The organism is Pseudomonas sp. ADAK13 (genome assembly GCF_012935715.1).
GTDB lineage: Bacteria > Pseudomonadota > Gammaproteobacteria > Pseudomonadales > Pseudomonadaceae > Aquipseudomonas.
This window is the reverse complement of the sequence record NZ_CP052860.1, coordinates 3587857-3600783: the sequence shown is the minus strand read 5'-3', so window position 1 is coordinate 3600783 and position 12927 is coordinate 3587857. Positions and strand designations below refer to the sequence as shown.

At 48.0% G+C, this 12927-nt stretch carries 15 protein-coding genes; 10 read left to right on the top strand and 5 right to left on the bottom strand.

All coding sequences use genetic code 11. The features are described from left to right. Positions 1-134 precede the first annotated feature (134 nt). The 4 genes from HKK54_RS16605 to HKK54_RS16590 all read left to right on the top strand — a co-directional run bounded on the left by HKK54_RS16605 (position 135) and on the right by HKK54_RS16590 (position 3983). Entirely contained in the window at positions 135-632 is a 498-nt protein-coding gene (locus tag HKK54_RS16605) for a DUF6231 family protein (RefSeq protein ID WP_169387255.1), read from the top strand. Between the two features lie 4 nt (positions 633-636). Further along, positions 637-1119, top strand: a complete 483-nt coding sequence (locus HKK54_RS16600) for a YchJ family protein (RefSeq protein ID WP_169387254.1) — start codon at positions 637-639, stop codon at positions 1117-1119. A gap of 13 nt (positions 1120-1132) precedes the next feature. Next, on the top strand, positions 1133-2884 hold the full coding sequence (locus HKK54_RS16595) for a recombinase family protein (protein WP_169387253.1): 1752 nt from the start codon (positions 1133-1135) through the stop codon (positions 2882-2884). A 457-nt stretch (positions 2885-3341) separates the two neighbouring features. Further along, a complete protein-coding gene (locus HKK54_RS16590; RefSeq protein ID WP_169387252.1) occupies positions 3342-3983 on the top strand; it encodes a hypothetical protein in 642 nt (213 codons plus the stop codon). Positions 3984-4416: 433 nt separating this feature from the next. Here the strand turns inward: HKK54_RS16590 and HKK54_RS16585 are convergent, their stop codons facing one another. Then, a complete protein-coding gene (locus tag HKK54_RS16585; protein WP_169387251.1) occupies positions 4417-4731 on the bottom strand; it encodes a hypothetical protein in 315 nt (104 codons plus the stop codon). Positions 4732-4781: 50 nt separating this feature from the next. Further along, positions 4782-5090, bottom strand: a complete 309-nt coding sequence (locus HKK54_RS16580; protein WP_169387250.1) for a hypothetical protein — start codon at positions 5088-5090, stop codon at positions 4782-4784. A 112-nt stretch (positions 5091-5202) separates the two neighbouring features. Between HKK54_RS16580 and HKK54_RS16575 the strand changes: the two genes are divergently transcribed. Both HKK54_RS16575 and HKK54_RS16570 read left to right on the top strand, forming a co-directional pair. Continuing rightward, complete coding sequence (locus HKK54_RS16575) at positions 5203-5424, top strand: helix-turn-helix domain-containing protein (protein WP_082149858.1); 222 nt, start codon at positions 5203-5205, stop codon at positions 5422-5424. Between the two features lie 32 nt (positions 5425-5456). Next, the gene (locus HKK54_RS16570) at positions 5457-5672 is read left to right on the top strand and encodes a hypothetical protein (RefSeq protein WP_169387249.1); all 216 of its coding nucleotides are present in this window, start codon (positions 5457-5459) and stop codon (positions 5670-5672) included. A 132-nt stretch (positions 5673-5804) separates the two neighbouring features. Here HKK54_RS16570 and HKK54_RS16565 read toward each other — a convergent pair whose 3' ends face one another. Next, on the bottom strand, positions 5805-8699 hold the full coding sequence (locus tag HKK54_RS16565) for an SEFIR domain-containing protein (protein ID WP_169387248.1): 2895 nt from the start codon (positions 8697-8699) through the stop codon (positions 5805-5807). Between the two features lie 397 nt (positions 8700-9096). Between HKK54_RS16565 and HKK54_RS16560 the strand changes: the two genes are divergently transcribed. Continuing rightward, positions 9097-9804 carry a recombinase family protein gene (locus HKK54_RS16560; RefSeq protein WP_169387247.1) on the top strand — a complete coding sequence of 236 codons (708 nt, stop codon included), beginning with the start codon at positions 9097-9099 and terminating at the stop codon, positions 9802-9804. 273 nt (positions 9805-10077) lie between these two features. Here the strand turns inward: HKK54_RS16560 and HKK54_RS16555 are convergent, their stop codons facing one another. Both HKK54_RS16555 and HKK54_RS16550 read right to left on the bottom strand, forming a co-directional pair. Continuing rightward, entirely contained in the window at positions 10078-10938 is an 861-nt protein-coding gene (locus HKK54_RS16555; RefSeq protein WP_169387246.1) for a hypothetical protein, read from the bottom strand. 26 nt (positions 10939-10964) lie between these two features. Beyond that, positions 10965-11414, bottom strand: a complete 450-nt coding sequence (locus HKK54_RS16550) for a hypothetical protein (protein ID WP_237151071.1) — start codon at positions 11412-11414, stop codon at positions 10965-10967. A 418-nt stretch (positions 11415-11832) separates the two neighbouring features. Here HKK54_RS16550 and HKK54_RS16545 point away from each other — a divergent pair, with 418 nt between their 5' ends. From HKK54_RS16545 to HKK54_RS16535, 3 genes are all read left to right on the top strand, one after another. After that, complete coding sequence (locus HKK54_RS16545) at positions 11833-12030, top strand: hypothetical protein (RefSeq protein ID WP_169387245.1); 198 nt, start codon at positions 11833-11835, stop codon at positions 12028-12030. Positions 12031-12150: 120 nt separating this feature from the next. Further along, positions 12151-12651 carry an LEA type 2 family protein gene (locus HKK54_RS16540; protein ID WP_010176716.1) on the top strand — a complete coding sequence of 167 codons (501 nt, stop codon included), beginning with the start codon at positions 12151-12153 and terminating at the stop codon, positions 12649-12651. Further along, positions 12648-12848: an SEC-C metal-binding domain-containing protein gene (locus HKK54_RS16535; RefSeq protein ID WP_003213695.1), complete on the top strand. Its 201-nt coding sequence runs from the start codon at positions 12648-12650 to the stop codon at positions 12846-12848. The genes HKK54_RS16540 and HKK54_RS16535 overlap by 4 nt, the downstream gene beginning before the upstream one ends. Positions 12849-12927: the final 79 nt, after the last annotated feature.

Below are 12927 nucleotides of genomic sequence, written 5' to 3'. Positions count from 1 at the left end.
AGACGGCTCTTTTCATCTGCGCCAGCGTGTCACACCCCTGTATTCATTGGGCCCGGCTGTTTATTCTCGCCGCCCGCTCTAGGCCCGCACGCTCAGGCAGGCTAGTCTCTACGGTCCTGATGTGAGGATCTTCGATGACCGCCGGTATTTCTGCCCGTACACCCCAGCAAGCGCTCGCCGCGCTGCTTGATCTACACGCGCCAAAACGCCTGCTTTTATTGGGTGCCAGCCAGTTCCCGGCGTTGGATGCGTTCAAGGAGGCCCACCCGGATACCGTAGTGTCCTTTACCGAGCCCGGCCCCTTGCCCGCCGACCTCGCCGCCCAGCGTTTCGACCTGGCGCTGGTGGTCGATTGCCTGGAACACCTGTCAAAACCTGCGGGCCTGACCCTGCTGGGGGGCATTCGCAACCTCAATGCCAGCCGCATTGCAGTGCTGGTGGACCTGGCCGCCTGCAACTGGAAGGACACCGACTTCTTTTCCCTGGCCCTGCAAGCCAGCGAGCGTTTCCAGCGTGACGATCAGGTTTTGACACTGTTTACCTATGATCTGCTTGACTATAAACAGGTGCCGGATTGGCTGAACGCCCGCTTCTGGGCCAACCCGCAAAACTTTGGCAAGTATTGGTGGTAACCCGATGAGTACATCCATTTGCCCCTGCGGCAGTGGCAACCTGCTGGATGCCTGCTGCGGCCATTATCATGCCGGCCACCCGGCTCCTTGCGCCGAAGCATTGATGCGCTCGCGCTACAGCGCCTATGTATTGGGCCTGGTGGACTACCTCGTGGCCACCACGTTACCTGCGCAACAAGCCGGGCTGGACACGGCCGCCATCGGTGCCTGGAGTTCCCAAAGCACCTGGCTGGGCCTGACAGTGGAAAGCTCCGAAGTGTTCGGCGGCCAGCCGGAACACGCCTTTGTAACCTTTACCGCACGCTGGCATGACAGCACTGGCGAACACAGCCACCGCGAGCGCTCATCGTTCGTACAGAACAATGAACACTGGTACTTCATCGACCCGACAGTGGACGTGAAGGCCGGACGCAATGACGCCTGCCTGTGCGGCAGCGGGCAGAAATTCAAGAAGTGCTGCCACAATTACCTACAAGACCAGAGGTAAGGCAATCTCCAGCATGGGCAAAGTTTTCAGTTACATCAGATTCAGTAGCGCAAAGCAGTCAGCAGGTGACAGCTACGCCAGACAGGTGAAGGCGGCAAAGGCGTTCTGCGACGAACACAGTCTTGAGCTTGCCGATCCCCGTGATTACCTTTTCTTCGACGCTGGCCGCAGTGCGTATAAAGGTAGACATCTCGACGACACGGGCGAGTTAGCCCGATTCTTGACCTACGTTGAAGACGGCACGATTCCAGCGGGTAGCTATTTAGTAGTCGAATCTCTTGATCGCTTGTCGCGTGAGCGAGTGCGTGACGCCCTCCCAAGGTTCCTCGACCTGCTAGCCAAGGGCATCAACGTTTACACCAGCACGGACAAACGTTTGTACACCCGCGATTACAATGAAATTGACCTGATCATTTCGATCATCACCATGTCGCGTGCGCATGAAGAAAGTGCCACCAAGGGAAAGCGTGTTTCATCAGCCTGGAGAAACAAGCAGAAGGACGCCCGCGACTCTGGCAAACCCTTGGGCAAGCTTCGCCCGTTGTGGTTAGATGTAACCCCAGAAGGCTACATGCTGAACCCTGAGAGGGCTGATGTAGTTCGCCGCATCTTCGCCTTATCAACCAAGGGTCACGGCTCACGCATCATCGCTGCGACACTGAACCAGGAAGGCATCCCCGCATTCAGTGCAGGACGCAAAAACTTCTCTGGTCTGTGGGGGTTCTCAACCGTACGTCACATCCTCGACAGCAGGACATCCCTCGGAGAGTATCAGCCGCATGTCTTCATAGACGGTAAGCGGACTCCAGATGGCGCCCCCATCAAGGGACAGTTCCCGGCTGTCGTCACTGAAGATGAGTTCTACCTGGCCCATGCCGCCCGCTCCTCACGCAAGACACACAAAGTCACTCGCACCACCACTAATTTCAACGTGCTTGCGGGCATTCTCAATTGCTACAAATGCGGATCGGCTATGCACCTCCAAGGTCAGCATGGCCGTAAGTATTACAAGTGCTCCAGATCGACCAAGGGCCTGTGCAATATGGGCATCATCAGCGCCCCTCGCTCTGAGGCTGTTTTCAAAGAGGTGCTAGCCAAAGTTGATAGCCTGTCACTGGTGCAAGACAGTTCGGGCAGCTTGCGGAAATCGCTACAGGTAATCGATGGCCGTATTTCTGAACTCAAAGCGCGTCAGGACGAAGCAGAAGCCTCGCACATGGAGCATCCATCGCGTATCAGTGCAAAGCTGCTCAGTGAACTGGAGTCCAGTATCACCGCCCTAGCAGATGAGCGTGCAACCCTCTCTGAGCACTTGGTAGCGGACAGGGTGATAAACAAAGATGACTTTTTTGAAAAGCTCGACCTTGTGACGTTCGAAGGGAGAGCAGCGGCTAACAACCTGATCAAGCGGCTTGGTCTTTTCATCTTCGCCAGTAAGAACGGCAGAACAGATGAGACGTACTGGGTCAGCAAGAGCAATGCTATCCCCACCCCATTCAGTTCAGAATCCGAAAGCCTGCTCTTCTACTTCATACACGAAGGCGCCAGCATCCGCTTCGAAGCCATGTATGACGAATATGTCGATCTGCAAGTTACTCAGGGCGACATGAATGAAGTGGAAGCGATCTTTGCCAAAACGGAATCATGGGACGATTTACCCCCCCACCTCATGGCAATGTGGAAAGCCAAACATGGAGTAGTCGAAGCAGATGTAACTGGAGAGGCAGCCGACAACAGCCAGCCAGCAACAAGAGCCCCCGTCTAACCTGAACGAGCCGCCAGCCTCGATTAACTGAAGGGTTGACGGCCTCGAGAACCCGTGAGAAACCATCTATAAACCCAAGCATAACCTGCATTGGATTCATCATGCTCTTAGCATTAACTGTCGCTCCGTTCAGTGTTTACGGGCTTACATGGCTGTCTGGACTAAGCAGGAGGCTTTCTCTCCCACACAAAACCGGTTTTGTAAGGATTGGATATAGAGGTGGTTAAGGCTTCGCGAGTGCGACACACCTACATCATTCTATTCGAACACGCAACAACTAAGACTTGACAAATCAGGGTGACTTGAGCGACAATTCAAAACTCAACCAAACATCCGAACACATCCCGCACCCATACAGTGCCAGATGATCGGTTTTGTGCTGTCTGAGATTTCACAAACCTAACCGGCAATACCCGAGGTACCGCCAATGAAATGAACTTAATTAGGAGAATTAACAATGGAGTTTGAACGTCCAGCTTTTACCGCAACATCCTTTCTTCACGTCGATGGACTGTTGATCAGTTCAGAAACCGGCGAAATCTTCGGCTATGACGATAAACCCTCGTTGTTCTCCGAACACCCTGACCACCAACCCGAACTGAACAAGTGCCGGAGTGCTGACGATCTCAGTGCGCTCTTGAAGCACGTTGACCGACGCAAGCTCCCACTACATACGCTGCATTCACTGATCGATGCACAAGACAATGCTCATGGCGTATGGCGTAGTACAGGTGTGGATTTTCGTATCACCCGGCCGATGATGAATATCCTCCGCACGCTACACGGGCTAGTTCAGTTCCGTAACGTCATCATCATGCCTCAAGCTGATCTGGCGAAAGCACTGAACACAATAGAATCCAACCTGATGAAAAAGCTAAAAACCTTGACTGATACCAATATGGTAAGGGTCAATACATCAAAGAAAGGTGATATACGCAAGGGTGAGATCAAGCTTACCATCAACCCGCGACTCATTTTCAGAGGACCGGACAAGGCCCGCGACCGTTATATAGCCGGTTGGTATCGCCCAACTGGCTACCTGCATACGGACGCTCTTAGTCCTTTTAGTGCGGAAGAATGTGTCGCCCTAGCTGCGTAGTTTCACGTAACTTTTTTAAAAAAGCTACGCGAGAAATGACCTGTAAGCCTTTAAATCCAAGGGGAACGAGAAAGTCCTATCATAATAAAGAGTTTCTTCGGCGACTACCGTCGAAGGAACTATGCCGTAAGCGAAAGCTTACAGTGTATTGAGCACGATCAAGCGAAGCTTGGATAGCCATACACAACTGAAATCGGTCAGGGGTCATTAATGAACGAAGTGAAGACCCCAGAGAAAGAAGAGTACTATCTGAACTTCGTTCAAGACATAGCACGATCAAAACGAAACCTGCGATATCTTTATAGGGGCGGATTCATGAATGAATCAAATCCGCCAGTCACTTCCCTAGTAGGATTATTCTTCGGCTACGCCGTGCATATATTTGACTTTAATGCTACGCATTGCCTGTGCTAACGCATTGACACAGCCACCATCACTTCAACACAAAGAACGCAGCCACAGTAACGACGATTACGACTATCACAAATATCTGATCGCTACGCGATTTGCTATTAGCATCATCTGATTTTACTCGCTGGTATGCTTCGACATCACTCAGACCTTGCAACTTGTATTCCATAATCTGGCTGATCTGTCTATCGATCTTGCGGTTATGACCATCATTGCTCCGTATCGTGATACCCCATACCAAGAGCCACACCCCAAATGTCGGAATGCACAACAACAGGTGCAAGATGTGATTGGTGGTCTTCTTCTGAGTAGTCAGTACGAAAATTTGCTCGTTCATCATCCATCCTTGCAGGAGTGCTATTCAAGTTTCGCTTTCGGTGCGAGCGACTACCATAGGTAGAAGTAAAGGAACACGACCACAAGAACAAAAAAAATCACTCGCCCTTGAAACACGTCAGAGTTCAATTGCTCATTTTTGATCTGCTTGTAAGTATCGGTATCACTCAAGCCTTGCGTCTTGTAGTGCATGATCTGATTGATCTGCATGTCCAGTTTTTTGTTGTGGCTGTCATTGCTCCGCATGGTGCCCCCCCACACGAACAACCACAGACCTCCAGTCAGAAAGGTCATGATCACGTGCAAAATATGGTTTGTGTTCTTCTTCTGGCTGGTGAGTAGAAACAATTTTTCGTTCATGGGCATCCCTGTCAGGTGCTAGCTGGGTGAGCGACGAGGATACCAATGTATCAATTAGTGTGTCATCAGATGGTGTGTTCACGATTGGGTAGCATCCGACCATGATTCGAGAATGCAACCAAATCAGAATCTGAGAAAGGGCTTCGGCCAACGAATCCGAGAGCTACGCACCAGTCAGGGCTTCAGTCAGGAGGCTTTCGCTGATCGGTGCGGGTTCGTTCGGACGTATATGTCGCGAATTGAGACGGGCACAGCCAACCCCAGCCTAGATGCGGCAAAGGTGCTTGCTGATGGACTTGGAATGACCTTGTCGGAGCTGCTACAAGGGCTCTGACGACCTCCAAAGACAAACTCAAGGAATGAGCCGTGCCAGATAATACAGAAGCCCATGTAGCCACAGCAGACGTTCTAACCCTCCTCTTTCACAACCAGCACGCGCTTGCAGCAGCGATTGAAGAACTGGCCCTGTGGGCTAAAGCCAGCGGCTCAGGTGAGGCCCATGAGCATGCCCTCGCTGCAATGGAGACTCTAGATGCGAACGCTTCCGCTATCACCGCTGGAATTTTTAAGCTCCGGCAATAGATGCCGCTGAGACGGCACAGGTCGACTTAAGTTAAATACTTCGCGAGCAGCCGCACAGCAAATAATTTTACCTGTGCGGCTCCTCCTCAAAATAACGTCTCTAAAATAAAACGCTAACAAACCCAAAAAGAATCAAGATTTTATATAGTCAATAAGCGATCGAATTTTTCCATCAGCAAAATTATCTGTCAGAAATCTAAAGACACTATCCTGATACTCTGAAGTTATGACGTAAAATTTATCGACATTCTTTTCAACTAGAACCTCAATCAAGCCATACTTAAGTAGCAAATTAAAATTTCGCTTCCCTAGCTTTTCTACTCGATCAGAAAATGTCATGTAGATCATTTTTTGATCAACAAATGACGACCCTTTGTAGAAGCTTCTCAAAAACCTTTTAAGCTCCGACTCACAAAGCGCCTTGTTACTCTTCGCTGACCCAGTAACATAGGCTACTGTTTCATTTAGGTCCCCGAGCTTACATGTACTATCAAACATTTCTGGATCAAAGCTTTCAGACGTATACGTACCACCGGTACTCGAAAACTCACTGTAATAAAACTTTGAGTCTGTAAATTTCGAGGTTACAAAATTTTCATAGCTGAAAAACCCACTATTCCAAACTTGCATATTTGAAAAATCTAGCGAGGGGAAATCGCCATATATAAATAGGCTCTCTAATTTGCCAGTCGTCTCTAGATCTGGAGCAAGCTGATATATATCTCTAATTTTTCTAGACAAATCCTTTCTAGAAAACTGTCCACTTTTAGCGTACAAACTTAATAACGAACCGATGGCTTTTTTGATAGATTCTATCTCTTTTGGCTCTACTTCCTTTCGAGCCAAAACGCTTCGTGCTAGCCTAATCATCTCTTTTGCTGAGCTGTGAAACTCATCCATTCTACGACAAAAATAGTTAACCACTTCAGAAACAGACTGCTGATCTGCCGACTTCGAACTAGCTAAGCACTGGATCATATCCTTACTGAAAGACGCCCTCAGTATCCCCGCAATCACGTACAAGGATTTAAAATAGTCATTTAGGAAATGATATCGAAACCTGAGAATGTCACCATCTTGTACAAGTAAAGGATTCACAACAACTTTCGAAAATAACGTATCGGCACTATCATCAAAGTAAATCATAAGTTTTTCACGAAGCTTCTCAACTGGCATGGATTCACCATACTCAACAGCAAGCTCTGAGAAAAGATCGATAAACTCTTTGGTTTCTAGCTCAATATCATGGCGGGTTTTCTCTCTCCTCAATACTGAAAATATCATCAAGTCAGTTAGCGTAGAGTTACAAGCGTAATCCTTATCTTCCGATGCTATCTCAAAAGATACTTTCTCACTATTTTCCAGTTGCTCTTCAAAAATCGTGGAAATAATATCAATGAAAAACGGAACGATTCGTTTGTGTCTATCCCCAAACTTCTCCATCTGCTGAATATACTTACTGAACATTTCAGCAACTTCTTCAGCCTTATGATATCGACCAAATCGCTTTCTAATATATTTTTCCCTTGAGCTTTCATCAAATCCTAGCAACTCATGACAATGAATACCAACCTCATCCAGAGCGATACTTTCGATAAACGCCATATTTCGTGAGGTAAGCAGAACCTGGCTTCTACCCATCTGCTGGTGTGACTCATGGATCGAAGTCAAAAACGCTGACAAATCGAATCTCTCTTGCAGAATAGATACAAACTCATCCAGCCCATCGATAACAATAATAATCCGTCCGCAGAGCAAACATAACTCAAACTGATTGCGATCATACACTGCCTCCATCTTTCCGATCTGCGTATAGAGTTCGTATAGATCGTAGACGCTTTTAATCTCAATGTTAGATAGCAACTCGACAGAGAGGTTGTTTCGAAGCGACTCAGCCTTAATGAGAATTACTGAGCTCCCCCCATCCAATTTTTTATTAAGAGCAATTGCCACCTCGTGGCACAAAGTACTCTTCCCCATTCCGCCAGTTGCGATAACTAACTGCCCGGAAGATATGCTCTCCGAGGAAAGCTTATCAACCAAATACGTTATTGCAGAATCACTTTTTGCCACCTCGCCAGATGCATCTTTCATATGCAAGATAGTCTGATCAGTGTAAAATTTATTAGCTCTAACTAGAGAGGAGGTTCTTAGACTCTCATCTATACAGTACTCCCACACAAACTCGGAGTACGTCAACTCCGCAACTTTTATATCTAAGTTGTTTTTCTGAATTGTGCGCTGGACAAGTGACTCATCCCCTTTCGAGGGTCGCAGCAACACTAACTCCTTAATCTTTATGTTTTTCTCTTTGACAATTTCGCAGAACCGCCCAACCGTCTGACCAATCGTGATATTGGGGTATAATATTAAAAAATAAGAACTAAAGGGATTTTTAGCTTCCCACAATTCAAATTTTACTCTATTGCCAACCGAATAATCTGTTCCCGCTGCCGAATCAATAATAGCCGTTCGCTTAGAGTAATTTAGCTTTAAGATATCTTCAGCACGAGTAAAAGTATAATTTTGAGCACCTTGCTCGATTGACTTATTCTTCTCTGGCCTTGCGGTCTTCGACGTCTTAGTTAAAGACTTTAGAAGAAAGCTAAGGCTTTTTTGATATAAGTCATCTTCATGAAAGTCGATCCTAAATTTACCTTTGAGATAAAATGGCGTACTGTATTTTTCTCGAGAAGCAACTAAAATTTTGCTTGGTCCGCCACCTTCAGACTCTTCCCAATGTCTAATAGCCGTGAGATATGTTTCTATACCCACACCACCTGTACGACTATCTGCTTTCTGCCGATAAATTTCAGTTGTCACAACAATGATTATATCCGCCTCTTGAACAGACCTCTCCATAAACAAATTTTTATCAGAAAAGTTGTCGAGATCGAACATATCAAAAGTGACATGCAGCTCCTGAAATTGATCTAGATCACTTGCTAATTTCTGCACCCAAGCGCGATGATCTTCGCCATCCCAACTGTAAGAAATAAATACATTTATGGGTTTCATATTTTTCATCAGTCCCTGAATGGGTGCAAGATTTCGCCAAATGCAAGGCGTCCAACAGCTATCGTTACACACACAGGGAGACTGATGCCATAGTGACATGATCTACCAACGTGATCCCGCCCCTCTAGAGCCACCAGCAAGCCTGATATCACATGCATTACCAATGGATTACTCCCCAACGATCCTAACCACCCTAGATGCTTTCAAATGGTATACCTCCTGCTGGGAGAGTATCGAAGGCATACAACCCAGAGAAAACCAACTCTGTTGACTCGCACATTTTAGTGTGATCGGAATCAGTGAGTAATTTGGATTTATCATTTCTGGCAATGGTCGTTCTGCGAATTGACAAATACAGGGTTCAACCTGACAATGAACTCAAAGCCAGCCCATCAAGGATCAGCAAATGAAAGTAGTCGCCTACATTCGAGTCTCCACGAAGGGCCAAGGTGATAGTGGTCTGGGCTTGGATGCTCAACGCGACTACATCACTCGTGCTGCTGATCAGAATGGATGGCAGATCGTTGGCGAGTTTATCGACGTGGTATCGGGTAGGCTGGCAATCGAGGATCGCCCTGAAGGTGCAAAGGCACTGGCTCTGTGCAAGGAGCAGAACGCGCAGTTGGTAGTTGCCAAGTTGGATCGACTCTCACGCTCGGTCCATCACATCGCAAGACTGATGGAGCAGGCAGAATTCAAAGTCGCCACCATGCCGCAAGCAAAGACCTTTGAACTCCATCTATTTGCAGCATTAGCCCAACAAGAACGTGAGTTCATCGCGAGCCGTACTCGTGAGGCTCTGGCATCGCTGCAGAAGCGTGCTGACGATGGTGATGCCGTTGCGGTACAGAAGATCAACAACCGCTCTCAGGCGCTCGCCAAAGGCCGTGCTGTCGCTGACATTACAGTCGCCAATGATCAACGCATGAAGAACGTGAACGCACATCAAGCGGCGGTACAACCCCACCTACTAGCATGCCTGTACAACAAGTTAACTACACTTCAGGCCGTAGCTGATTGCCTCAACGCCAAAGGCTTGCGTACGCCCCGTGGGGCCACGTTCACACCAACCGCAGTACGTCGCCTCATGCTTGCTTTCAACGTCTCGTTCTGAGGCTGTGAGAGCTTCAGAGCGCCATTGTTATTTTGTATTTCCGCAGCTTTCTAGTTGAGCCAGGAGCACAGTGTTAAGCAATGCTGCGTGGGCGACCGTTTTCCAGAAGACCCAACCCCGCTTCCTGAAAAGTGTCCATAAAATTTTGGGCGGGGTTTAGTTTCGCACAGGAAGGCCCAGTCTTATTTTTCTGGCTGAACGTCAGAGCGACATCAAAGTTGCTCACTTCTCACGGCGCGGGGATGGTTTTGTTACCAGAGACAGTGTGAAGGTTTAATTAGACGACTTATTATGATCGACAAACTTTTTTATGTCCGCGTAGGGCACGTGCGTTTGCCCATGAAAGAATCCTCTCTCCATTGCCAGATAAAACTCCTTTGGATCAGACAGAAACCTCTTCACCTTTGGCCTGATTAATCTTATTAACTGGCGATTTGAGTAGCCCGCTTTCGCCACCTCGCTATCAATCATCTGATTCATGATCTCTTGCTTATGTTTCGCACTATAATGATAGGTGTAGAAGCTGCAGATTTCCATATAAAACCACTCACCCGCAATGAATCGTTTAAACCTACCATCGAGGTGTGTCAATGCTTTATCGAGTGCACCAGTTGAAACAACTTCCTTATAGAAAGGCAAGAGTGATTCCTGTGTCGTTCCTGCTTCAATCTCCTGATTAGGTGCAATTAGAAAGTGAAAGGGACATGGTAATTTAATATCCACAGACTCACTTAACTTAAAGCTTTCGCACGATGCAAGTATTACGGAAACGTTGTTGTGTGAGGCTGCATTCACCGGAGCAATTAGCGCAGCCAATTCGCTCCATGGTATATATTCCTTGCTAGCGGAGAGCCACAAACCTTTCTCTTCGTCGCCATGACACTCGAAGTGCAAGGCCGGAAGTAACACACCTGCTTTGCACTCGTGCTCTATGGCTTTCAAATGAGCTACAAGCGTAATCCTGCTTTTTACAATGTACCGAGTGCAGTAGTTGTAACGACCTATGCTGTTGGCAAAATCAGTGACATCCTCATGCAGTCGTCGCCCTGTCTGACTTTCGCCTTCGCTTAGGCCATCAAAAATGAATAGCTGATTGTTGCCACAGACTGCGGTATAACTTATCGCAACGACCATATGCAACGCTCCGCAGTGATCACAACCTATTGCATATCTTCTAGCAGTTTCTTTGTAATCACTTCTTGCTGTATCCAGCTAACAGTAATCTGAATTAACAGCTTCAAATCTTTTATGTCTTTACCTTCCCACTTTCGCACGTAATGGGTTTCATCATTCCCAAGCCAGATTGCTCGTTTAGCACACTGTTTAACATTCTCATTTGAAACGAAAGCTTCAATAACCTGTGCAATCGGACGTATTTTAATATCTTCTTCTTTGTCAGGATTTTGAACGACGCAATAGTCTTTAATCAGATATTCTAGAGACTTCCTGAATCCCACACCAGCTATCTCCCCCAAACCATACGCCTCGGCTTGAAATGCCTGGTTATAAATCTCCGCAAACTGTGGTGATATGTCCGCAACTTCCTGTACAACAGCAACAGATTTAGGAGTGCGTGGCAGCAATGACACTAAGAAATGGTGCCCTTTCATCCTATCCCTTCTGTATGACGCTATAAACATTCTCCTACAGTCGCTTTTGGGGCAGGTGAATAGTACATCCGCATCATCATTATCACTACATGTAAGACCCGTTACAAAATTTGGATTGATACCAATATTGCATATCGGACAGGTATCCGGCAGCGAATCTACGCTGATATGCTCTTTCCCACCATTAATTAAAAGCCTATCCATACTTACCCCAAATCAATCAAACCAGTTAGTATGTAAGTCACGCCGTAATCTAAATTTATAACCAGATTTACCTCGTAACACACTCAGACTATCCGCAATCATTGCAAACCGCCATCAGCTGCCTGTGTGGTGACCTCTGAGGAGTACTGAAGGCCCAAATGGCACAGAAAATACTGCTAGTTTGAAGGCTCATTCACCGGGGAGTATAGGAACAATGCCTATCCGTCGAAGCAGCAATCTTGACGTCAACGCTGGCGTCGTGCGGCTCACAAAAGAGAAGCTAGCAGGCTTCCTTGATGAAACAGAGCTTGCTCAGACACAGGTCAAGCTTGTCGCAGGAAAAATCAGCTTTGAAGCCCCTGAATCTGTCCTAGAAAAAATCAGACAGAATTTCGGCCAGCCAGCCGGTTGAACTGGTCTGGTAGTGTTTTGTTGCAGAAATTCAAGAAGTGCTGTTCCAGCTACCTCTGACATTCATTGATACCCGGTAGGCTCGCGCTTGCTATGCTGACTCTTCATACGGAGTAACGGCATGGTTTCTCAGGCGCGGGTATTCAGGACTTACAGTCTTCTGCTGGCATTGATGCTAGGGCTTTCCGGCTGCGCGTCCTGGTTTGCCGACGACGCGCCTGCCCCCGAGGTCCGGCTGGTCAAGGTCGACCCGGTGCGGGTCAAGTTGCTGGAGCAGAAGTTCAAGCTGTACTTTCGCGTGGATAACCGCGACGACAACGATTTGACCGTGCGGGGCCTGGTGTACAAGGTCAGCCTGGGCACGATGGTGCTGACCGAGGGCGAGTCCAATGAATGGCTGACCGTACCGCCCCATAGCCACGCTTTTTTCCGGGTTTCGGTGCGTACCAACCTGTGGCCACAAATCCGCGATGTGGTCGATATGTTGAAAAATCCTCGGGAGCCCGTGCCCTATCGTCTTGAAGGCGAGTTGAAAACCGGTTTATTTATCGGGAACGACGTGCAGGTGCTGCGCAATGGCGAGATAATCCCCGGCGATTTTATTCCGGAGCGACATCGATGACTCAGCAACCCCATGTCCATGGTCCTGACTGCAACCACGATCACGATCACCATGATCACGACCACGGCCATGTCCACGGCCCGAATTGCGGCCACGCTCACCAGGAGCCGGTGCGCAACACGTTGAAGGACGTGGGTCGCAACGATCCATGCCCGTGCGGCAGCGAGAAGAAATTCAAGAAGTGCCACGGGGCTTGATACCTGTGCGATAACCACCTTTTGTGATGAGGGACTTGTTGTGGCGAGGGAGCTTGCTGTGGCGAGGGAGCTTGCTCCC